The sequence below is a fragment of the Paraburkholderia sp. HP33-1 genome (genome assembly GCF_021390595.1).
In the GTDB taxonomy this organism is placed as follows: Bacteria; Pseudomonadota; Gammaproteobacteria; order Burkholderiales; family Burkholderiaceae; genus Paraburkholderia.
Genome location: NZ_JAJEJR010000001.1, coordinates 2,642,405 through 2,664,298 on the forward strand (window position 1 = coordinate 2,642,405; position 21,894 = coordinate 2,664,298).

Consider the following 21,894-nt stretch of genomic DNA (forward strand, 5'->3'; position numbering starts at 1 on the left):
TCAATAAAAAATGCCCGGCTAATTGATTGAGCCGGGCATTTCTCACCTGCGAAGACCGTGCGCCTAGCCGACCTTCACGTACACGAATTCGCGGGACACGTTCGGTGGCACGTAGGCGCCGCTGATCCGCACGCGCGGCGTCAGGCGCTTCTTCTGATCCCACCAGCGCCGGCGCTGGGCGTGCGTCAGGAACCGCAAGTGCTTTCGGTAAGAAAAAATACTCATCTCGACCCTCCCGAATTTCTGACTGCGAACGAAGTACGGAACTACAACTGCCAAACCGGCTCATCGACCGCTGATCCCTGTCACTCACGATTGTGAGCAGTTTCCAGCCCCGCGGGCGTCGTGCCACCCGATGACCGACCGCGGATGCCATATCGCCCGCAAACTCATCCGACGACAGCTGTCCGACCATGCAAGGGCCGGATCGCGCCCGCGCTTCGCCGGATGCGCGATACTGCTGCTTTCCCGTTCATACGATCCGTCCGGAGCAGGTGACCATGTCCCAGTCTTCCTTGCCGCGCGTCGGCTTCATCGGCGCGGGGCGGCTCGCGCGCTGCCTCGCGCTCGCGTTTGCGCGCGCCGGCTATCCGGTCGCCGCGGTGGCGAGCCGCTCGGCCGATTCCGCGCGCCGGCTCGCCGCCCAGATCGAACACTGCGCGGCCTGCGACGATCCGCAACAAGTCGTCGACGCCGCCGATATCGTTTTTTTAGCCGTTCCCGACGACAGCATCGGTACGACAGCGCACACTCTTCGGTTCGCAAGCGCCGCGGCGAGGCACCACGGCAAAGCGCTCGTGCACTGCAGCGGCGCATCGCCGGTCGAACTGCTCGCACCGGCGCGCGATCAGGGCGCGGCGATCGGCGGCTTTCATCCACTCTATCTGTTTAGCGGCGAGCTTGCCGATCTCGAACGGATCACCGGTTGCTCGGTGACGATCGAGGCCGACGGTGCGCTCAAAGAGACGCTGACCGCGCTCGCACTCGCACTGCGCTGCCATCCGCTGTCCATTCCGCCGGGCGGCCGTATGCTGTATCACGCCGCCGCTCACTACGCGGCGAGCTTCGCGCTATGCAGCCTCGCCGAATGCGTCGCGCTGTGGCGCACGCTCGGCTTCGCCGAAGACGACGCGCTGCGCGCGCTGCTGCCGATGCTCTCCGGCACGATCGAAACCGCGCGCGACAAGGGCCTGCCCGACGCGCTCGCGGGCCCGGTATCGCGCGGTGATACGGGCGTCGTGGAGAAGCAGCTCGCGCTGCTCGAAGGATTCGGCGGCGACCATGCCACGCTGTACGGTCTGCTGACGCGCCGAGCGGTCAACCTCGCCCGGCGTCGCGCCACGCCCCCTGCGGCGATTGAAGCGATCTCCGAAGCTGTGGAAGAATCGCTGGGCCGCTCGCTCAATCAGGCCGCGGCAGGTGCAAGCGTCAAGTAAGCCGTGATAATGTGACGTCCGGCGCGTGAGCGAACCACTCGCGAAACACGCAACCACCCGCGCCGCGCTTCGGGATCAACAGACGAGAACGCACAATGATCAAGGTCAGCATCCTCTATCCGTATCGGGAAAACGGCCGCTTCGACATGGACTACTACTGCGCGACCCACATGCCGCTCGCGGCGAAGCTGTTCGGGCCGGCGTTGAAGGGTTGGTCAGTCGACGCAGGCCTCAACGGGGGGCCGCCGGGCACGCCGCCGCCGTACGTGGCCGCGGGTCACTTCCTGTTCGATAGCGCGGACGACTTCTATAAAGTGTTCAAGCCCGCGTCCGAGCAACTGCTGGCTGACATCCCGAACTACACCGACGGCGGCAACGGCGCCATCCTGATCAGCGAGGTCAGGATTTCCGTGTGATGCCGGACAGACAGCCATCGGGCGGCGGCGCGCAATGGCGTCGCATCCCCGGCTGGCTAACCGGGTAAACCCAGCAAACCGCCGGCGCGCACCGATCGGGCGACGCCGGCAGCCCGCGGCCGGCCGGCGGCCGTCATCAGAAGCATAAGGACACGAGATGTTTGGCGATATCGCCCGTTTTCTGCTCAATACCGTTTTCACGCTGTTCGGCGCGGCATTGCTGTTGCGCGCATGGCTGCAGGTCGTGCGCCTGCCGCCGTACAACCCGGTCTCGAACGCCGTGCTGCAGGCCACCAACTGGATCGTGCTGCCGCTGCGGCGCATCCTGCCGAGCACGCGCAATATCGACTGGGCGAGCGTGGTCGCGACGCTGATCGCCGCGATTATTTACGTGGTGCTGATGATCGTGCTCACCGGCGCCGATCCGCTGACGCTCGTGCCGACGCTGCTGATCGTCGCGGTGCTGACCGCGATCAAGTGGGCGCTCAATCTGATCATCTGGATGACGATCCTGATGGCGCTGCTGTCGTGGCTCAATCCGCGTTCGCCGGCGATGCCGATTCTCTATCAGCTGACCGCGCCGTTCCTGAATCCGCTGCGCCGGGTGTTGCCGAAATTCGGCGGCATCGATCTGTCGCCGATCCTGCTGTTCGTGATCGTGCAGGTGCTGCAGATGGTCGTCACGCGCGCGGCGGTTCAGCTGACTTATTTTGTGATCTGAACTGATCGCGCGGGTAGCTGGGCTGGCGCGCGGCGGTGAGCCGCGCGTCGCGCCTGGGGCGCCGCCGTTTGCGAGAGCATGCGGCGGATCAGAACGTACTCCATTCGTTATCTGCAGTCACCGCCACGCGCTCGCGCGCAGGCGCGGCCACCGCCGGCTGAGGCAACGCCGGCTTGTCGACACGTACGCGCGCGGGCGCCTGCGTCGGCGCGGCCATCGCAAAGCTGCGGCTCTCCCCCGTCCGGAACACCGACACCGTCTCCTTCATTTTGCGCGCCTGCGCTTCGAGCGATTGCGCGGCCGCCGCAGCCTCTTCGACGAGCGCCGCGTTCTGCTGCGTGGTCTCGTCCATCTGCGTGACGGCCTGGCCCACCTGATGGATGCTGCGGTTCTGCTCCTCGGAGGCCGTCGCGATCTCGCCGACGATATCCGACACGCGATGGATCGCGTCCTTGATATCCGCCATCGTCGCGCTGACTTCGGCCGCCTGCTGCGTACCGCCCTCGATGATCGCGACCGATGTCGTGATCATCTCCTTGATTTCCTTGGCCGCGCTGGCCGAGCGCTGCGCGAGGTTGCGCACCTCGCTTGCGACCACCGCGAAGCCGCGCCCCTGCTCGCCCGCGCGCGCGGCCTCGACCGCCGCGTTCAAGGCAAGAATATTGGTCTGGAACGCGATGCCCTCGATCACCCCGGTGATCTCCGAGATCTTCGTCGAGCTGCCGCTGATCTCGCCGATGGTCCGCACCATTCCTTCGACGGCGGTGTTGCCCGCATTCGCGACCTGCGCCGCCTGGGTGGCGAGCGCGCTCGCGTTGCGCGCGTTGTCGCTGTTGCGGCTGACGGTCTGTGTCAACTCCGACATGCTCGCAGCAGTCTGTTCGAGCGACGCGGCCTGCCCTTCGGTTCGCGCGGACAGATCGATGTTGCCGCTCGCAATCTGTTGGGAAGCGATGCTGACCGAGTCGGCGCTTTCGCGGATCGAGCCGATTGCCGTCGCGAGACGCCGCTGCATGTTCGCGACCGCGCGCACGATGCTGTGCTCGTCGGTGCTGTCGGTGTGCAGGCGCTGGCACAGGTCGCCGCCCGCGATCTGCTCGACGATTTTCGCGACTTCTGCCGGTTCGCCGCCGATCTGCCGCACGACCGCGCGCGTCACCAGCAGCCCGAGGCCGATCGCAATCGCGACGCCGACGACCGCGCAGCTGCCGATCCACCACGTCATCGAGCGAACCAGTTCGACGCCGTTGGCGACGCGCTGTCTGGCCAGTTCGTCGCGTACATCCGACAGCTTGATCATCAGCGTGCGCAGCTTGACGTGCAGCGGGTCGGTGGTCGATTTGAGTTCGGCGAGCGCGCCGGTCTGATCGCCCTGGTCGGCAAGCGCCATCACCTTCGCGACCGAAGTCATATAGGCCGGATAGGCAGCGTCGAAGTCGCCTAGCAACTGCCTCTGCGCATCGGTGGTCGCGTGCTTGCGCTCGTAGTCGAACGCCGACAGGATCGCCGCTTCACCGCCGTGATTCAGGCGCACCGTATCGGCGCGGCCGGCCGGCTCCGGATTCAGGATGTACGAATAGAGGCGCCGGAAATGCGAGGCCGCCTGCCACGCGGCGGTGCCGTCGTCGCGCACCGGCACGAATTCGCGATCGTACATTTCGGTTTGCATCGTCGCGACTTCGCGCACCTTGAGCACGCCGACCGTGCCGACGATAGCCGTCACGAACGCGCACAGCATCAACGAGCCGACAAGCTTCTGGCTCAGCTTCAGACTGGAAAACCACTGCATCTTGGGAAATTCTCTTGATCGGGAGGGGGGATCGCCGGGTTCGCGCTGGCTTCCGGTTGCGAAAGCGCACGGTGTTTGGCACCAGTCGGGATAACGGCAGGTGAACACGGAATCTGGAGGCTTCGCGAACCCGCCAAGGCGCTCCGACAAGCTCACCTGGAGAGATAGCCTTCCGACGCCGGCATCTGGACCATACCCCTGCCCAAACGACCCAAAAGCCTGTAAAATCGCGAGTTCTGCGGGCGTCGTATAATGGTAATACCCTAGCTTCCCAAGCTAGAGCCGTGGGTTCGATTCCCATCGCCCGCTCCACTTTCCGGCTGAGTGTTCAGCGGAATCCAGCAAGAGCCGCCTCCCTGAAGGCGGCTTTTTTGTAGTGGCAACGGCCCGGCACAGCGCGCAAGCCGCGCAGCCCTCACCCTTGCAGCAGCATCGACAATGATCCACGATCCAAACGACTCCGGCCTGCCGGACGACTCCTCTACGTCTGCGAGCGCAGCCGCCGACCAGCCCACCGGCAACGAGCCAAACACGCTGTATCACCGCCGCATCCGCAGCTTCGTCACGCGCGCGGGTCGCGTATCGACCGGCCAGCGCCGTGCGCTCGACGAGTTTGGTCCGCGCTTCGTCGTGCCCTATGCGCCGCAGCAGCCCGACTGGACCGCTGTGTTCGGCCGCGAAGCCCCACGCGTGCTGGAGATCGGCTTCGGGATGGGCGCCACCACGGCAGAGATCGCCGCTCACCGTCCCGGCGACGACTTCCTCGGCGTCGAAGTCCACGAGCCAGGCGTCGGCGCATTGCTGAAGCTGATCGGCGAACAGTCGCTGACGAACATCCGCATCATCCAGCACGACGCGGTGGAAGTGCTCGAGCAGATGATCGCGCCCGACAGCCTCGACGGCGTGCACATTTTCTTCCCGGACCCGTGGCACAAGGCGCGCCATCACAAGCGCCGGCTGATCCAGCCGAAGTTCGTCGCGCTGCTCGTGTCGCGATTGAAGCCGGGTGCGTATCTGCATTGCGCGACCGACTGGCAGAACTATGCCGAACAGATGCTCGAAGTCCTCGGCGCCGATCCGCTGCTCGAGAACACCGCCGACAACTACGCGCCGCGCCCCGACTATCGCCCAGTGACGAAGTTCGAGCGACGCGGCCTGCGGCTCGGCCACGGCGTGTGGGACCTCGTGTTCCGCAAGCGCGGCGCCGCGTAACGCGACGAAACAGCCAGCCAGCTAAAAAGGTCCGCATCCGCGGACCTTTTTTTCATCGCACGGCAGACCTCAATCGGCCCAGCTCAATCCGCCGCTATAACCGATCAGCAGGATCAGCAGACCAAAGCCGATCCGATACCACGCGAACACCGTGAAGTCGTGCGAAGCGATGTAGCGCAAGAGCCAGCGTATGCAGATAAACGCACTGACGAACGCCGCCGCGAAGCCGAGCGCGAAGCTGCCGAGCGCATCGGTGGTGAACAGATGCCAGTCCTTGTACAACTCGTAGGCAGTCGCGCCGAAGATGATCGGAATGGCGAGAAAGAATGAAAACTCGGTCGCGACGCGGCGCTCGATGCCGAACAGCATGCCGCCGATAATTGTCGAGCCCGAGCGCGAGGTCCCCGGAATCAGCGCAAAGCACTGCGCGAGGCCGACTTTGAGTGCATCGAGCGGGCTCAGATCGTCGATGCTTCGCACCCGCACCGCCGCGTCGCCGCGCGCACGCTGACGCGCCTCCGCCCACAGGATCACGACGCCGCCCGCGGCCAGCGCAAACGCGACTGGCACCGGCGAAAACAGCGCCTCCTTGATCGACTTCTCGAACAGCAGGCCGAGCACGACTGCCGGAATCGTCGCGATGATCACGTTCAGCGCGAATCGCCGCGCTTCGGGCCGGCTCGGCAGACCCACGATCACGTCGCCGATGCGGCGGCGAAACTCCCAGCACACGGCGAGGATCGCACCGAGCTGGATCACGACATCGAAGGTCTTCGCGTGGTCGTCGGCGAAATCGAGCAGACTGCCGACGACGATCAGATGCCCAGTGCTCGACACTGGCAAGAACTCCGTCAAACCCTCTACCACGCCGAGAATCAGTGCCTTACAAGCCAGTAGCCAGTCCATCCGTGCCCCTTATCGCGGTAGGTTGTCGCAACGAAAAGGGCCGGCACGGTCATCACTGGCATGCGCGGCCCTGGTGGCCGCGCGTGCGTGTCATTTTTCGACGATCTGCACGCGTATGCCGTTTGTAAGAATGGTGATTGTACCGGGTTCGTAATGGACGCCGGCAAATTGCAGTTGCTCGGGCTTGAAGGTGTAGATCGGATAGTTGGTCAGTAATTGGGTCGCGAGCAACCCGGCGGCCGCGTTGATCTGCTGCGTATAGACCTGAGCGTGGCCGTTCACGCTGACGTTATCGACACTCGGCGACTTGAGGATCACCGAGCGGCTCGCCGCGTCGTAGGCGAGTTCGCTCGACAACGTGAACACGCCATCGACAGGCTGTTGCAGGAACGGGCTCGCGAAACGCGCGTCGAGCTTCACCGACACGCGGTTCGCATCGGGCTGCATGCCCACCACCGGGTTGCTCAGCGCGACGTCGAACACCTGCGACACCGTGCGCTGATACGGGAACTTGCGCTGCACGGCCTCCTGGACCTGCTTCTGCGAGAACGTGTAGTGCGACGGCATGAACGGAAACGTCGGGCTCGCGCAAGCAGCGAGCGACACGGTGATGCCAAGTACGCTGCCGCCGGTCAGCGCCGCGCGCAGAAAGCGGCGCCGGGCGGGCGCTGCGGGTCGAGTCATGCGAAATCTCCTGTGGAAGCCCTTGCGGACATCGGCTTGAGGCGGCTGGTGTGATTCGTGATGATGCCTGGCGCATGCCGCGCGTCATGGCTGGAATGCAGGTTGTGTTTGCGCTTCGAGCTGCGTGAGCCACGCGAGCGCTTCACCGCGATTCGCGCCGCACATCTCGAGTTGCGGTTGCAGACCCGAGCAGCACGCGGGCCGCTCCGGCCGGCCGAAGATCGCACAGCGCAGATCGTCGCCGAGTTGCACACAGCGCACGCCCGCCGGCTTGCCGTCCGGCATGCCCGGAATCGGACTCGAAATCGAAGGCGCGATACAGCACGCGCCGCAATCGGGACGGCACGCGTGGCCGTCCACGCGAAACGGCGATTCGCGCCTGAACTCGCCGTTTTTCACCGGTGCGTCGTTCGACCTGGCGCTGCTTTGCGCTCCGCTGTTCAACCTTTGATCCACGTCATCTTTCCTGAACTCAAACCTTGGCAACGCGTTGCCAGACCCGCATTGTGCCACTGCCTGTCCGTGCGACCTTTTTACACAATCGGGGTCCACCCACGCGCACTTAAACTCAGATCTCCCGACCGGCGATGCACCCGCGGCACGCCGCGAGAGCCGCCCACCATCCCACACCGCTCATGTCCCTAGCCGACTCCCTGTTCCGCCCCGACCTGCTCGCGCGCTACAGCACGAACGGTCCCCGGTATACGTCCTATCCGACCGCGCCGCAGTTCCGCGAAACATTCGATACCGCCGACTACCGCCGCGCCGCCGCCGACCCTGGCGCCGCGTCGACCGATCTGTCGCTGTACTTCCACATTCCGTTTTGCGACACCGTGTGCTTCTACTGCGGCTGCAACAAGGTCGTGACGAAAAATCGCGCGCACGCGCGGCCCTACCTTGAGCGGCTCAAACGCGAAATCGGCTTGCAGGCAGCGTGTTTCGATACGCAGCGGCCCGTCTCGCAACTGCATTGGGGCGGCGGCACGCCGACGTTCCTGTCGCATGACGAGATGGCCGAGCTGATGGCCGCGACGCGCGAGCACTTCCGGTTGCTGCCCGACGACGCAGCCGAATATTCGATCGAGGTCGATCCGCGCGAGGCGTCGCCCGACACGATCGCGCTTCTGCGCCGCCTCGGTTTCAACCGTCTGAGCCTCGGCGTGCAGGACTTCGATCCGCGCGTGCAACAGGCGATCAATCGCATTCAACCGTTCGAGATGACCGCGTCGGTGATGCAGGCCGCACGCACGCACGGGTTTCATTCGATCGGCGTCGATCTGATTTATGGCCTGCCAAATCAAACGGTCGCGAGTTTCAGTCGCACGCTCGACACGATGCTCGGGCTCGCGCCTGACCGGCTGTCGGTGTTCGCGTATGCGCACATGCCGCAGCTCTTCAAGATGCAGCGCCAGATGGATCCCTCGACGCTGCCGTCGAGCGAGCAGCGGCTCGCGCTTCTGCAACGGGTGGTCGAACAGCTGACGGAGGCGGGCTATGTGTACATCGGCATGGATCACTTCGCGCTGCCCACCGACGAACTCGCGCGCGCCCAGGCGCAGCGCACGCTGCATCGTAATTTCCAGGGCTATAGCACGCGGGCCGAGTGCGATCTGATCGGCTTTGGCGCATCGTCGATCGGCAAGGTCGGCGACGTATACGCGCAAAACGCGAAGGAACTGCCCGCTTACACCGACGCGATCGACGCGGGCCGTCTCGCGATCGCGCGCGGCATTCGTCTGTCCGCCGACGACCGTCTGCGGCGCGACGTGATCACACAGCTCATGTGCAACCTCGAATTGCGCTTCGAAGAATTCGAAGCAGCGTACGGCATCCGCTTCGCGGACACGTTCGCGCCCGAACTCGCGCGTCTGCGCGCATACGAGGACGACGGGCTGATCTCGCTCAGTGCACGCAAGCTCGAAGTGCGGATGGCCGGGCGGATGCTCGTGCGCAATCTCGCGATGGTATTTGACCGCTATCTCGGCCAGCAGACACTCGAACGGTTCTCGCGCACGGTCTGAGCACCGCTCGCCGCGAACGCGCCGCGGTGGGTGAAAGCAATCGGCTTGCCCGTCGATCGATTTTCGGCCATAATCTACGTCTTCGTCGCGCGCTGAACTCCCGATGCGCGCGCTGCAGTATCTGCCCAGGTGGTGAAATTGGTAGACGCAGGGGACTCAAAATCCCCCGCCGCAAGGCGTGCCGGTTCGATTCCGGCCCTGGGCACCAACACAACAACTGCACCAACCCTTCCGAAAGTCAAGAAATACGGTACTTTCGGGCTCCAAGCCTTATCCAGCAAGCCTCCCAGCGTCAAACGACTGTGCATCAAAGTGCATTGGGTTTCGGTACGTGCGTTGACGATTGCACACACTCTGCACACGCTATAAAGGTGCAGACCTCTATGGGAGTTTCGGAGGCTATTACTTTGCGGCAATAGGGCGATAAGGTTCCTTTGTGATGGATTGATAGGCACTCTCGTGAATGGAGGCATCATTGCTGCATACAAGATTCGAAATCTTGTTCTGCTTTTTGTAGATAACAATGCCGGCAGAAAATGTAGGGCCCTCGTCAGTTTTAACTGTTTTGTCATACAGATAGTAGGTGTATTCTTGGCTTGAGAATCGAATATGAGCCTCCCCGCCGCCTGCGTATGGAATATTTGAAAAATAGAAAACCGGTCCATTTTCAACATCATGGTTTGATAGCTCGAAACGAATTTTCCCGTCAACCCCATTGCGATACGTTAGAGCGCCGCTATCCATGGATTGGCACAGCGATGAAGTTGATTTGGACAGCTCGCAGTTGAAGATTGCCTTTTCTCCGGATTTACACATCCCCTCTGCATAAGCGACCGTCACGGCGATCAAATTAAACATCAATATTATTAAGGTATTTATTGTTTTCATAGATCACTCCGTCGCCAAACCTAAAATGGGTGCAACCATGTTGAAACGATGCAAACGATCCGAATACCCTGTTTGCCCTCCGTTCACCACTTGATTCACATCTCTGACCGTTCCAGAATCAGCAACGGAATTCAGATTAGTATGCACCCAGAAAACAAACGCTGATTCGACGGCATACTCGGAATTTGAGAAGACGAGATCAGGATTTGCGATGAAATTCTGTCGATCATCCGGCGATCTCCGATTATGTTCATCTTGAAACGACAAGTAACCGTCCTTCCCCGTTACCTGAATAAACCCGCGTCCACGATACTTATACCCATCACCACTATCTTCGACGCCATTTCCCATTCGATTCGCATATACATAATCTGCAAGATGCTCTGAATTATGGGCATAATATTGCGATTGACTCCAAAGTTTATCTCGCAATCTGCCATGCGTACAATCGTCACAATGCGAGTCATAATTCTTTGGTCCGCCTTTGCAGCCAAAGGTTTTTCTCATATTTTGCGGATTATAGTTTAACTCTTCCTCAGACGCGCGCAGTTGGCTTTCGTGCGCTGCCTGCGAAAGAAAGTGCGCAATTCTTTTTGGCTGATTGACCAGATAGATTGCTGCGTACTTATTCAAGCATGGCAAAATGCTTTCATAATAATTAGGCAAGTTTGATGGCTCCACTGCTACTAGCATTTCCAGTGTTATTAGTTGATTTTTGGCTAGGAAATTCCCCACCAATCCAACCGGATTGATGTGGTAGACCTTCGGCCCCGGAAAGCCCGCGACCCCAGCCTGCACCTCGTCCCACCACGCGAGCTTCGCGATGCGTTTCTTTTCCTCTTCGTGCTCCGGCTTCGGCCCGGTGCGCTGCTCGATTGCGCTGACCAGCGCCTGCCACTTCGCCGGATTCGCCCATTCGCTTTCGTGCTGTGGAATGAGACGAGATGCCCTGAAGGCGGCCCACGGAAATCCGGAACCCAGGGGGCTTTGTCCTATGCTGCAAAGGTCGTCCGCCGCTTGAGCACCGTCACCGGTCGGAGACAGGACGCGGTAGATTGCGGCCATGAGCGGACTCAGCTTGCCAATAGACCCCGCACCAAGCGCAGCACTGCCGAGCGCATAGTCCACATAGTCGCCAGTGGTCGCGAAAATGGTGTGCGTCGGATCGTGGTCCTCGTCGTGGCACTCGAAATCGATCCAGCTTTGCGCAAATTCATGGGTCACGCGACCGCCGGCAAAACTCTGCTCACGCACCCACCCTGAGATCGGATTGCGTTGCGCGTCCGCTGCGTCCACTTTCCACCAGCGCCGCTTGTACCCGTCGGCGCCGGCGTCTTTTTCGATGAACAGGTGACCGGGATCCTGCGGCAGCGTGGCAAACGCGCGAACCTGGATCACGTCGGTCTGTTTCGGATCCGGTCCGGGTTGCCCATGAGCACGATACAGGGTCGTTCCACGCTCCACGCGCAGAATCGTCGGGTCTGCGGGCAAGCCAAGTTGACTCCGCTGGGTCGCGTGCGCACCGTTGGTTTTGACCCAGGCGCGTCCGGCCTTGATGAACTGCCTGATACCCTCGTCACAGAACACCTCGATATGCGCCATTCGGGTTCCGGACGTGCACTGGTCCAGCGAGTCATAGCGCCCAAGGTGGCCGATCAGATCGCCCGCCCTGACGGGAATGCCGCCACCTGTGCCCTGTGGATCACCCGGGCTGCACGTCTGGTCCGTTGTGACGATTACCCGGTCGAAGATCGAATCCGGGATGCTCTCTTCGGCAACCGGGCCGCCGTTCCGCACGCCCAGGTAAATCCAGCCGTGGATAGCGGCGGAGGGCGCAACATAGCCCCCCGCCACAGGCGGATACAGCGTTGCTCCGTTCAGATCCGTTAGCTGGCCCCACGTGCCGCCTGGCTCCTTTTTCCTGTTGCCGATGGTGACGCTCGCGCCCTGCGGCACGATGCCGATGATCTGGCCGTTGGGCGCCTTCCGCACATGCAGGCCAAGCTGTCCATCGGCAGTCTGTCCGGCACGCGGTGAGGGCCGGTCCTGCGCGTAGTTCGTGATCGTCCACTGCCGCGACCAGTACGCCGGCTTCTGCCGCTTCGGGAAATTGCTGTCGTAGTCCGCGTTGGACATCAGATGCATGTACAGGCTGTAGAACGTCAGCTTCGTGCCACGCGGAAACTCCATCTCGTGGCGCACGAGGGCGAAGCCGGTACTGTAGGGAGCCTGAAACGGCGTGTTACCACCGTCCACTGCCAGTTCGCTGAGCGGGTAGTCCCGGTTCGCGCGCCAGGCCATCAGCACGCCGTCCGCAATGCAGCGCAAGCCGGCTTCAAGGTCCAGTGATTGCCCGGCGCCAGCCTCCGCAACGTGAATTCCGCCGTGCCACATGCCCTTGCGGCTGACGAGATACGAACCGGTCGGCTCGCTTGCGGAGAGCAGCCGGTAGATGTCGTGGTCATCGATGAATGGGGCTGACGCCCCGGGATTGCCTTGCGCCTTGCGCAGAAAGGGAAACGCAAATGCCAGTTGCTTGAGGCGTGTCCGGGGCGGTTGCGGTGTCTGGAGGGTATTCGGTGCGGAATTGCTCGTCATGGATCCGGTGCGCTCCTGGATGAATAGGGCCGCACCACTATGACCGACGGACAAGCAGCGTCAATTAGCCAAACTCTGAACTTATGCCAACAATTGTCAAAAATTGACTCTCCCTCGCTAACTGCACTGGGCTAGCACAAGAAATGACTTTCCGCCGCCCTAGCGCGCCGGCTTAAGTTGCGGTACTTCAGCTCAAAACCCGAGTTTCAGCCCTGCACCTGATCCACTACGGTTTGCGCGCGTGGACAACTTATGTTCTGCCACTACTCAGATTTAGCAGCCGCTTTCTAAATTCAATGACGACAGCGCGTTGAAGTAATTGAGCGCAGTACGCTTGTGAAAAGGATTTGAGGCAACTTGCCCAATACGCGTCCCTTTGATCGACTGCCAATTGCGCTGCAACTCTAGCTGACTGCTCGTCTAACAACACGAACCACTGACCTTGGAGCAGGCGTCTATGTTATCTACTCCGATGACGCTGCATCGCCTAGCTGCCGAGACCAAAAATGAGGCGGCAATCGAGGCACTAGTCCCCGCCGCCGAAACAGCCTGCTCCATTTTTTGTTCCGGCGAGGGCTCTTTGTCACAGCCAGCAAAGATCAATGCTGCGCTGAGCCCGATCATGGCTGACCTTAAGTCAATCCCCTGTTGGAAACGCGTAGAAACTCTCACGATTTCTCGCATGGAAGCACGTCACAACACGCCCGGATTAACCCCAACGAGCCAGTATCTACCCACGTAGATGTCTGCCGTAGTGGCACGACCAAGGATAGCCCCGGCCACCTTCCGCGTCGCCATCTTCGTCAAGTTGTCCCGTGTCCTCTATCACTCCGGCGTGCGCCGCTTCTCCTTCAGCAAGGCCCGATTGTGAGAGTTGGGGCTGCCATGCGTGTGGGAGTGGCTCGTAGCTGCCGTACCCTCATGCTTGCTAACCTCGGCATCAACCAGTATCAGCGAGTCAGAAACGAGTCCGACATTTGGGGAAGCCACGTCCAGCGAATCGTCCACGCCGAAACTGACTACCACCTCAACATATTGACTAGGCTTTGCCCGAATCAGGAATTCCGGCATGTACTCGTTCGACGTGCCACTAGAAAGGGTGCCGGTAAGTCCGCCGTGCGAAATCGACGTGTATTCGTGGTCGCGCATCCACTTCATTACGGTGGGATTCGTCGGCCCGTCGTCAACGTTCGCCTCGTAAGCAATCCGCCGCCACGAAATCAGCCCGCGATCCTGCGGGTGCCACGGGTCGGGGGCCTCATTAATGGGAATAGCAGCCCCGAAAGCGGGTACCTTTGTGGATGGATCGCCCAGATACAGCTCGGCGCTGGTGTACGTAACGTGAATAAGTGAGTTGGACGTGTTTTTGTCCGTAACGTCGAAACTTACGTCATACAGGGCCGTGCCGTCTGGATACTTCTTGATCTGGGTTACGGCCAGGTCGGCGGCATATTCGATTGGCTTCTGTTCGTCTGTGCCGAGTGCGATTTTCAGTTGTTCGTTCTGGTAGGCAAGCTGTTTGAGCGTCTGGTCTTCGAAGGTGCGTTTGAAGGTCACCCACTCATAGCCCCCCCCGACCAACGTAACCCCCACGATCACGAGGTTTGCGACTGCCAGAGCGCGATCCCAATTCATGCTTGTCCCCCGGAACGGAACTCAATGAACTATAAACGGTTCGCCGCGCCGGATTTTCCGTCGCACTGCAACAGATATAGGTTTCGCAGTGACCAGCGCGCGCGCCTCATGTCAGGAACCGCGGCGCGTGAGGCAGGACTTCACGCGCCCCGAACAGATCGGCGTTTATCTGCTCGCAGCCCCCACGCCAGCGCGCGCAACCTCGCGCCGCCGCTTGATCACGTAGCCGGCCCACATCAGCACGAGCCACGCCGGCACCAGCCACACCGATACCGACAAGCCCGGCGTCAGCGCCAGAATCACGAGGATCAGCGCCATGAACGCGAGGCAGATCCAGTTGCTGACCGGGAACCAGAACGACCGGAACACCAGCGTTTCGCCCGCGGCCACCATCGCCTTGCGCGACTTCAGATGCGTGAGGCTGATCAGCGCCCAGTTCAACACCAGCGCCGCGACCACGAGCGACATCAGCAGGCCGAGCGCTTCGGCCGGGATCACGTAGTTGATGATCACGCACGCGAACGTCGCGAGCGCCGACAGGCCGATCGCCAGATACGGCACGCCGCGCCGGTCGACCTTCAGCAGTGCGCGCGGCGCATTACCCTGCTCGGCGAGACCGTAGAGCATGCGGCTATTCGCATAGACGCCGCTGTTGTACACCGACAGCGCCGCGGTCACCACCACCACGTTCAGCACGTTGGCGGTCAGCGTCGAGCCGATCTGCGAGAAGATCATCACGAACGGGCTGCCGCCCGCCGCCACCTCGTTCCACGGATAGAGCGACAACAGCACCGCGAGCGAGCAGATATAGAAAATCAGGATCCGCAGGATCACCTGATTCACGGCCTTCGGAATGCTTTTCTGCGGCTCGGCGGCCTCGGCCGCCGTGATGCCGATCAGCTCCAGCCCGCCGAACGAGAACACGATCACGGCAAGCATCATGAAGAGCCCGTGAAAGCCGTGCGGGAAAAAGCCGCCGTGGCTCCACAGGTTCGCGACCGTCGCCTGCGGGCCGCCGTGACCGCTCACGAGCAGATAGCCGCCGAACACGATCATGCCGATCACCGCCGCGACCTTGATGATCGCGAACCAGAACTCGGTTTCGCCGTAGGCCTTCACGTTGGTGAGATTGATCGCGTTGATGATCGCGAAGCACACCAGCGCCGACACCCAGGTCGGCACACCCGGCCACCAGAAATGCACGTAGGTGCCGACCGCGGTCAGCTCGGCCATACTGACGAGCACATAGAGCACCCAGTAGTTCCAGCCCGACAGAAAGCCCGGGAAGTCGCCCCAGTACTTGTACGCGAAGTGGCTGAACGAGCCGGCGACCGGCTCCTGCGCGACCATTTCGCCGAGCTGGCGCATGATCATGAACGCGATCACGCCACCGATCGCGTAGCCGAGGATCATCGACGGACCGGCGGCCTGCAGAACGCTGGCGGAGCCGAGAAAAAGACCCGTGCCGATCGCGCCGCCCAGCGCGATCAACTGGATGTGGCGATTCTTGAGCCCGCGCTTCAGGCCCTCTTGCTGCTGTGCACTATTCATTACGCCCTGCTGTGTGAAGATCGCTGCGTGTGGACCGCTGCGGCAGATGGCCCGGCTGGACGGCATGGTCTGACCCGGCAAAACCGTTAATTTTACCCCGGCCGCTATTCCTCCGACCTTCGAGGCCACCCGCCTTCGTTCTGCGCCGCACTCAAACGCGCGGATTGTGATTGTCACGGGGATGGCGCCTGGGTATGTTGCCGAAGTGAACTTTCCGCCTGCGGAGTTTCAACATGTTGCCCAAACGTCTGAGTTGCGCCGCCGTGTTGTGCCTCTGTTTCGCGGGCGTCAGTGCGTCCGCGCTCGCGCAGACGGCGCCCGCCGCGCCTTCCATGGAAGCGCCGTCGTCCGAAGCGCCGGCCCCTGCGCCCGGCGGCCCGGTGCGCAACATCGTGCTCGTGCATGGCGCGCTCGTCGACGGATCGAGCTGGAACGGCGTGGTCGCCAAGCTTCAGCAGAAGGGTTATCACGTGAGCTCGGTGCAGAATCCGCTGACCTCGCTCGCCGACGACGTCGCCGCGACCCGCCGCGTGCTCGCGCGCGAGATCGGTCCGGTGCTGCTTGTCGGCCACTCGTGGGGGGGCGTCGTGATCACCGAGGTCGCCGCGAATGCGCCGAACGTCGTCGGTCTCGTGTATGTCGCCGCAATCGCGCCGCAACTGCACGAATCGGCGATGGACGTCATGAAGGGCGGCGGTCCGATGCCGGCGGACCAGGGCCTCATCAAGGACGCGAACGGTTTTCTGTGGATGGACCGGGCGCGCTACCACGCCGATCTCGCCGCCGACGTGCCCGAGACCGTCGCGCGCGTGCTCGCCGCCGCGCAGGTGCCGATCGCCGCTAGTGCATTCGACGAACCGGTCGATCAGGTCGGCTGGAAAGACAAACCGTCGTGGTATGTGCTGACGACGAAAGACCGGGCGGTGTCGCCCGATCTGCAGAAAATGATCGCCGGGCGGATCGGCGCAAAGATTGTGCCGATCGCGTCGAGCCATCTCGCCCCGGTGTCGCACGCCGGGGCCGTGGCGGAGGCGATCGATCACGCGGCGCGCGAGTTGAGCCGGCAGCAGTAGGTCGGGGCGCCCGACGGTGCTTGGCTCAGCGCAGCATGAGCGACATCGCCGACAGGCAGTTCACCCTCTGCAGCACGTGTTCGGCCGACGCCGCATTGAAGCGCAGCGTCACGCCATCGACAGCAGTTCGGCAAGATCCGGCACGCTGTCGCGCAACGACAGCCGCCGATGACCATCGCGACCGGTGACGGATTCGGCGCTCCACAACGCGTCGAGGATCGACTGTTCCACGCTGTCAGCGCACGCGCGAAACAGCGGGTCCATGCAGTGATCCGCAACGAGCGGCGGCGATGCGACGAAGTCGGCGCCGTGCGGCAACGTATAGGCCGTCGAGAACGCCAGCGCGATATCGCCACTGCCGTGGCCGTACGCCGAACCGGTCCGCGCGAGACCAGCCGCCGCGCGCAACGACAACCGTTTCAACTGACGTGCGTCAAGCGGCGCATCGGTCGCGACGATCATGATGATCGAGCCTTGCTCGGGCTTGTCTGTGGTTGCATCAGCAGCACTAGCCGCAGCCGTGACCTCGCGTTCGGCCAGCATGCGGCCAAGCGGCGTGCCGTCAATCGTCAGCATCAGCAGACGGCCGAAGTTCGCGAGCACGAGCGCGCCGATGGTGAAGCCACGGCCCGCCGCACTCACCACGCGCGACGCGGTGCCGATGCCCCCCTTCAGATCGAAGCACGACATGCCGCGCCCCGCGCCGACCGCACCGCTCGCGACCTCGCTACCCGCCGCGTCGAATGCGTCGTTGAAATGCTGCTCGGTAACAGCGAGCGCCTGAATGTCGTTCAGGAAGCCGTCGTTGCATTCGAACACGAGCGGATTGACCGTCGACCATTCGCGACCGATGCGCGAATTCGCCCGGATCGCCGCACGGATCTGCGCCTGCGCGAGCGCGCCGACACCGAACGTGTTGGTCAGCGCGATCGGCGTCTCGAGCGTGCCGAGTTCGTCAACCTGCACGAGCCCGATGCTCTTGCCGAAGCCGTTGATCACCGATGCGGCGGCGGGCACCTTGTCGGCGAATGGATCGCCGCGATGCGGCCGGATCACGGTTACACCGGTTTGCAGCGCGCCTTCAGCAAGCGTGCAATGTCCGACGCTCACCCCGCCCACGTCGGCGATCGTGCCGAGCGGTCCGGCCGGCAACGTGCCAATATGCGGCGCACGCTCGATCGAATAGTTAGCCATGCTCATGTTTATGCTCACGGCCGGTCGAGCTTTGGATCGAGCGCGTCGCATAGACCGTCGCCGAGCAGGTTGAACGCGAGCACCCGCTCCGGCAGCAGGGTTTCGATGAGCGGGCTGGTGGTGTGCGAGGAAGTCGGCACGGTGATTCCTTTGAAATCGAACGCGGCTACCGGGGCTGCAGACGGACGGCAATCCGGCGTCAGAGGCGAACGGCTAGCGATAGATCGCCGTCACCGGCGCTTCGCCTAGCCGCGCGAAACCGCGATACATGCCTTCGGTGTTGAACGGCAGCGTCACGTTGCCGTGCACGTCGACGGCGACGAGCCCACCGCGTCCGTCAATCTTCGGCAGGCGGTTCATCACGACGTCGTGCGCGGCTTCTTCGAGCGAGACCTGCCGATAGGCCATCTGCGCGGCGACGTCGTAGGCGGCGACCATGCGCATGAACATTTCGCCGGAGCCGGTGGTCGACACCGCGCAGGTCGCGTCGTCCGCGTAGCAGCCCGCGCCGATCAGCGGCGTGTCGCCGACGCGGCCCACCTGCTTGTTGGTCACGCCGCCCGTCGAAGTCGCCGCGGCGAGATGCCCGTGGCGGTCGAGCGCGACCGCGCCTACGGTGCCGAACTTGCGGTTCGGATCGATCGGCTCGTGCGGCGTCGGGTCGTTATCGCTCGAAGCCCCAACCGCGAGCGTCGCGGCGTCGTGATCGAGCATCGGGCGCTGCTGCTTGCGCGCGAGCTGCCATTGGCGATAGCGCGCGTCGGTATCGAAGTAGCTGTTATCGACGAACTCGAGTCCCTGCGCGGCGGCGAATGCTTCCGCGCCTTCGCCGGTGAACAGCACATGGTCGCTGCGCTCGAGCACGCGGCGCGCGGCGAGAACCGGATTGCGCACGCGCTTCACACAGCAGATCGCGCCGGCGTCGAGCGTGCGGCCGTCCATGATCGCGGCGTCGAGCTCGTGCGTGCCGGCCGCCGTGTAGACCGCGCCGTGCCCCGCGTTGAAGAGCGCGCAGTCTTCGAGCAGACGCACCGCTTCGCTGACCGCGTCGAGCGCGCTGCCGCCGTCGCCGAGCACGCGCTGGCCGGCGCGCAGCACCGCGTTGAGCGCCGCGTGATATTCGGTTTCGGCGCTGGCCGACATCGACGCGCGCAGGATCGTCCCTGCTCCGCCATGAATGGCAATGACTGCGTTGGAGTTCATCGTTTGGACTATGGAGTACGGGTGGTTCGGGGAGCGCGGGCTGCCGTGACGGATTTTGCTTCGGTATCCCTGGCTTTGATGCCTTTGGCTTTGGTGTTGTCGGCCTTCGCGCGCGCGGCTTTGCTCGCGGTGCGCGCCGGCTCCTGCGCGGCGCGCACCGCGCCGGCCTGCGGATCGACGAGCCACGGCAGCACGAACTCGCTGACCTCGGCGGCCGCCTTGACCGAGCGTTGCGCGCGATACGCTACCGCGTCGCACAGCGCCTCGATGACCGCGAGCACGGCCGAATCGGCATTCGACGCGAGACGCCGGTCAGTGCGGATATACAGCGACAGGTCCGCGAATTGCGCGAGCGGCGAGCGCGGACCGTCGGTCAGCGCGAGCACACGCGCGCCGCGTTCGGACGCGCGGCGCGCGAGCTCGATCGTGTCCCGAACATAGCGCGGAAACGCGATGCCGATCACCAGATCGCCCGCGCCCGAACCCACCAGATGGCGCGCTGCGTGCGACGGTCCACCGGTCAACGCGAGCGAATGCACGTTGTCGTGATACGGCAACAGGCCGTGCTCCATCAGGCTCGCGAGAAACGCGCTGGCACCGAAGCCAATGACGAACACGCGGCGCGCGGCGATGATCGCATCGACGGCGGCGTCGGCCGTTGCGCGGTCAATCGACGTACGCGTCGCGCGCAGATTGCTGGTGGCCTGCTCGAGCGATGCGTCGATCAGATCGTCGTCGGCCGCGAGGGTTTCCTGTGCGCTGCGCAGCCGCTCGACCGGCGCGAGGGTTGCCTCGAAGCCGCGCACGAGCGCCTCGCGAAACTGCGGATAACCGTCGAAGCCGAGCGCGCGCGCAAAGCGATTCGCGCTTGCGACCGACGCGCCGACCACTCTCGCGAGTTCGTCGATGCGCATCGTCGCCGCGCGAAACAGATTGGCCAGCACGTACTCGCCCATGCGCTGATGGATCGGTGTGAGCGTCGGCATCGCGGCGGCAATGCGCGCGGCGACGGCCTGCTCGGCGGGGTTCGACACTGCGGACAGGTGATGGATCATGCGAGCGGATGGGCGCAGTTGTTCCAGGCGAATTCGATGAAAGTAAATTTACACGGAAGAAACGATGAAAGAAATTGATTTTCACCTTTCGAGGGTTTTCACCGACCAAAGCCCTTCATGCAAGGGGGGTTCAGCATCCACGCCATGCTGCGTCGCAATGAAAATCCATTTTCATCGTGGCGACGAAGCCGAGCGCGAACACCTTAACGAGCGACGCGGCGGCAAGGCTGATCTGCTCGGCCGATTGCGCGCACAGGTTCGACCAGGCGAGGCGCTGGAACGCGCGGGGCAGACGTTGAGCGTTGGCAGATGAAGACGACGAGGAAGACGTGGCGGACATCGAGGCACTCCCGAGGTTTGAAGCGAGGTATTCATCGTCGTCGCACAGGACTTGCAGGGCGCTCCGCTTCTTGCGGTGTTATTCTTCGCTCGCCATGAATCTCGAAAGCATCCTCTTTACTCAAGGTTTCGGTTCGCGCCGCCAATGCCGCGCGCTGATCGGCGACGCGCGCGTCAGCATCGACGGTGCGATCTGCACCGATGCCGACGCCGATTTCGCGGTCGATAGCGGCGCGTTGCGCTTTAGCGTGGACGGCGTTGAATGGCCGTATCGCGAGCACGCGTATCTGCTGCTCAACAAGCCCGTCGGGTACGAATGCTCGCGCGATCCGCAGCATCATCTGAGCGTGTTCAGCCTGCTGCCACCGCAGTTCGCCGAGCGCGGCGTGCAGTGCGTCGGCCGTCTCGATCAGGACACCACGGGCCTCCTGCTGCTCTCCGACGACGGCAAGTTCGTCCATCAGTTCACGTCGCCGAAACGCAAGGTGCCGAAACTCTACGTCGCGACCACGCGGCATCCGCTCGACGACGCGCAGCTCACCGCCTTGCGCGACGGCGTGCTGCTGCACGGCGAGACCAGGCCGAGCGCCGCGCTCGACGCACAGACGCGCGACACCCACACGCTCGCGCTCACCGTGCTCGAAGGCAAATACCACCAGGTCAAGCGGATGATCGCGGCCTCGGGCAACCGGTGTGAAGCGCTGCATCGCGAGCGGATCGGCGGCCTCACGCTCCCCGCGACGCTCGCGTCCGGCGCGTGGCAATGGCTCGACGACACCGGCCTCGCCGCGCTGCGGGCCGGGTAAACAGCTACCGCGCAGCTAAGCCCTTGATGCGCCTGAGAAAGCCTGCGCGCATTGCGGTGAATCGCACATACGGCGCTGCGTTGCAGCATGCCGTTGCTTACATGTCGCCCTATACTCGTCTAAACAAAGGACTACAAAGGTTTCAAGGAGGGGCGCCATGCATATTTACAGCACGATGGCGTTTTCACAGGCGATGATTGCGTTTATCTGTTTTGCTCTGCTGCTGATCGGCGGATCGCTGGTCATCATGCGGCTGCGGCACAAGTACCATCCGAACCTGATCGGCGCGCTGATCGGCGGCATCCTGTGCTTTCTGCTGCTGGAAGTGCTGCCGTCACTCACCTGATGCCGGGGGAACGGGTGCGAC

21 protein-coding genes, 2 tRNA genes and 1 pseudogene are annotated in these 21,894 nt (G+C 63.0%); 10 read left to right on the plus strand and 14 right to left on the minus strand.

Going from position 1 to position 21,894, the window contains the following annotated elements; genetic code table 11:
- Positions 1-63 precede the first annotated feature (63 nt).
- Complete coding sequence (locus L0U81_RS12035; RefSeq protein ID WP_013090236.1) at positions 64-225, minus strand: hypothetical protein; 162 nt, start codon at positions 223-225, stop codon at positions 64-66.
- A 275-nt stretch (positions 226-500) separates the two neighbouring features.
- Here L0U81_RS12035 and L0U81_RS12040 point away from each other — a divergent pair, with 275 nt between their 5' ends.
- From L0U81_RS12040 to L0U81_RS12050, 3 genes are all read left to right on the plus strand, one after another.
- On the plus strand, positions 501-1,436 hold the full coding sequence (locus tag L0U81_RS12040; protein ID WP_233802916.1) for a Rossmann-like and DUF2520 domain-containing protein: 936 nt from the start codon (positions 501-503) through the stop codon (positions 1,434-1,436).
- A gap of 95 nt (positions 1,437-1,531) precedes the next feature.
- On the plus strand, positions 1,532-1,852 hold the full coding sequence (locus tag L0U81_RS12045; RefSeq protein ID WP_233802918.1) for an EthD family reductase: 321 nt from the start codon (positions 1,532-1,534) through the stop codon (positions 1,850-1,852).
- Between the two features lie 157 nt (positions 1,853-2,009).
- Positions 2,010-2,573 (plus strand): YggT family protein, encoded by a 564-nt coding sequence (locus tag L0U81_RS12050; protein WP_018421532.1) that lies wholly within the window; start codon positions 2,010-2,012, stop codon positions 2,571-2,573.
- Positions 2,574-2,661: 88 nt separating this feature from the next.
- Here the strand turns inward: L0U81_RS12050 and L0U81_RS12055 are convergent, their stop codons facing one another.
- Positions 2,662-4,362 carry a methyl-accepting chemotaxis protein gene (locus tag L0U81_RS12055; protein ID WP_233802920.1) on the minus strand — a complete coding sequence of 567 codons (1,701 nt, stop codon included), beginning with the start codon at positions 4,360-4,362 and terminating at the stop codon, positions 2,662-2,664.
- 238 nt (positions 4,363-4,600) lie between these two features.
- Between L0U81_RS12055 and L0U81_RS12060 the strand changes: the two genes are divergently transcribed.
- Positions 4,601-4,674: transfer RNA gene (locus L0U81_RS12060), tRNA-Gly, on the plus strand.
- Positions 4,675-4,800: 126 nt separating this feature from the next.
- Positions 4,801-5,574, plus strand: a complete 774-nt coding sequence (gene trmB / locus L0U81_RS12065) for a tRNA (guanosine(46)-N7)-methyltransferase TrmB (protein WP_233802923.1) — start codon at positions 4,801-4,803, stop codon at positions 5,572-5,574.
- 69 nt (positions 5,575-5,643) lie between these two features.
- Here the strand turns inward: trmB and L0U81_RS12070 are convergent, their stop codons facing one another.
- The 3 genes from L0U81_RS12070 to L0U81_RS12080 form a co-directional block, all read right to left on the minus strand.
- On the minus strand, positions 5,644-6,480 hold the full coding sequence (locus L0U81_RS12070) for an undecaprenyl-diphosphate phosphatase (protein ID WP_233802925.1): 837 nt from the start codon (positions 6,478-6,480) through the stop codon (positions 5,644-5,646).
- Between the two features lie 90 nt (positions 6,481-6,570).
- A complete protein-coding gene (locus tag L0U81_RS12075) occupies positions 6,571-7,164 on the minus strand; it encodes a DUF1439 domain-containing protein (protein ID WP_233802927.1) in 594 nt (197 codons plus the stop codon).
- A gap of 84 nt (positions 7,165-7,248) precedes the next feature.
- A complete protein-coding gene (locus L0U81_RS12080) occupies positions 7,249-7,524 on the minus strand; it encodes a YkgJ family cysteine cluster protein (RefSeq protein WP_233804310.1) in 276 nt (91 codons plus the stop codon).
- Positions 7,525-7,799: 275 nt separating this feature from the next.
- On the opposite strand from L0U81_RS12080, the gene hemN reads away from it, so the two are divergent.
- Together hemN and L0U81_RS12090 are read left to right on the plus strand one after the other, a co-directional pair.
- The gene (hemN, locus tag L0U81_RS12085; RefSeq protein ID WP_233802929.1) at positions 7,800-9,185 is read left to right on the plus strand and encodes an oxygen-independent coproporphyrinogen III oxidase; all 1,386 of its coding nucleotides are present in this window, start codon (positions 7,800-7,802) and stop codon (positions 9,183-9,185) included.
- A 123-nt stretch (positions 9,186-9,308) separates the two neighbouring features.
- Positions 9,309-9,393, plus strand: a tRNA-Leu gene (locus L0U81_RS12090).
- 194 nt (positions 9,394-9,587) lie between these two features.
- Here the strand turns inward: L0U81_RS12090 and L0U81_RS12095 are convergent.
- From L0U81_RS12095 to L0U81_RS12110, 4 genes are all read right to left on the minus strand, one after another.
- A complete protein-coding gene (locus L0U81_RS12095) occupies positions 9,588-10,073 on the minus strand; it encodes a hypothetical protein (RefSeq protein ID WP_233802931.1) in 486 nt (161 codons plus the stop codon).
- A 3-nt stretch (positions 10,074-10,076) separates the two neighbouring features.
- Complete coding sequence (locus L0U81_RS12100) at positions 10,077-12,671, minus strand: glycoside hydrolase family 19 protein (RefSeq protein ID WP_233802933.1); 2,595 nt, start codon at positions 12,669-12,671, stop codon at positions 10,077-10,079.
- 825 nt (positions 12,672-13,496) lie between these two features.
- On the minus strand, positions 13,497-14,306 hold the full coding sequence (locus tag L0U81_RS12105) for a hypothetical protein (protein WP_233802934.1): 810 nt from the start codon (positions 14,304-14,306) through the stop codon (positions 13,497-13,499).
- A gap of 165 nt (positions 14,307-14,471) precedes the next feature.
- Entirely contained in the window at positions 14,472-15,857 is a 1,386-nt protein-coding gene (locus tag L0U81_RS12110; RefSeq protein ID WP_233802936.1) for an amino acid permease, read from the minus strand.
- Between the two features lie 233 nt (positions 15,858-16,090).
- Between L0U81_RS12110 and L0U81_RS12115 the strand changes: the two genes are divergently transcribed.
- A complete protein-coding gene (locus tag L0U81_RS12115; protein WP_233802938.1) occupies positions 16,091-16,930 on the plus strand; it encodes an alpha/beta fold hydrolase in 840 nt (279 codons plus the stop codon).
- Positions 16,931-17,038: 108 nt separating this feature from the next.
- Here L0U81_RS12115 and L0U81_RS12125 read toward each other — a convergent pair whose 3' ends face one another.
- The 5 genes and pseudogenes from L0U81_RS12125 to L0U81_RS12140 form a co-directional block, all read right to left on the minus strand.
- Positions 17,039-18,130: a DmpA family aminopeptidase gene (locus tag L0U81_RS12125; RefSeq protein ID WP_233802940.1), complete on the minus strand. Its 1,092-nt coding sequence runs from the start codon at positions 18,128-18,130 to the stop codon at positions 17,039-17,041.
- A gap of 8 nt (positions 18,131-18,138) precedes the next feature.
- The gene (locus L0U81_RS33525; protein WP_267956997.1) at positions 18,139-18,264 is read right to left on the minus strand and encodes a hypothetical protein; all 126 of its coding nucleotides are present in this window, start codon (positions 18,262-18,264) and stop codon (positions 18,139-18,141) included.
- Between the two features lie 73 nt (positions 18,265-18,337).
- Positions 18,338-19,327, minus strand: coding sequence for an isoaspartyl peptidase/L-asparaginase family protein (locus tag L0U81_RS12130; protein WP_233802942.1), 990 nt, complete (start codon positions 19,325-19,327; stop codon positions 18,338-18,340).
- A gap of 8 nt (positions 19,328-19,335) precedes the next feature.
- Positions 19,336-20,382: a MurR/RpiR family transcriptional regulator gene (locus tag L0U81_RS12135; RefSeq protein WP_233802944.1), complete on the minus strand. Its 1,047-nt coding sequence runs from the start codon at positions 20,380-20,382 to the stop codon at positions 19,336-19,338.
- Between the two features lie 187 nt (positions 20,383-20,569).
- A pseudogene (locus L0U81_RS12140) lies at positions 20,570-20,722 on the minus strand (MFS transporter); the annotation flags it as partial.
- Positions 20,723-20,816: 94 nt separating this feature from the next.
- On the opposite strand from L0U81_RS12140, the gene L0U81_RS12145 reads away from it, so the two are divergent.
- Together L0U81_RS12145 and L0U81_RS12150 are read left to right on the plus strand one after the other, a co-directional pair.
- Positions 20,817-21,527 (plus strand): pseudouridine synthase, encoded by a 711-nt coding sequence (locus tag L0U81_RS12145; protein ID WP_233802946.1) that lies wholly within the window; start codon positions 20,817-20,819, stop codon positions 21,525-21,527.
- Between the two features lie 157 nt (positions 21,528-21,684).
- Complete coding sequence (locus L0U81_RS12150) at positions 21,685-21,873, plus strand: hypothetical protein (protein ID WP_233802948.1); 189 nt, start codon at positions 21,685-21,687, stop codon at positions 21,871-21,873.
- The last annotated feature ends 21 nt before the right edge of the window (positions 21,874-21,894 follow it).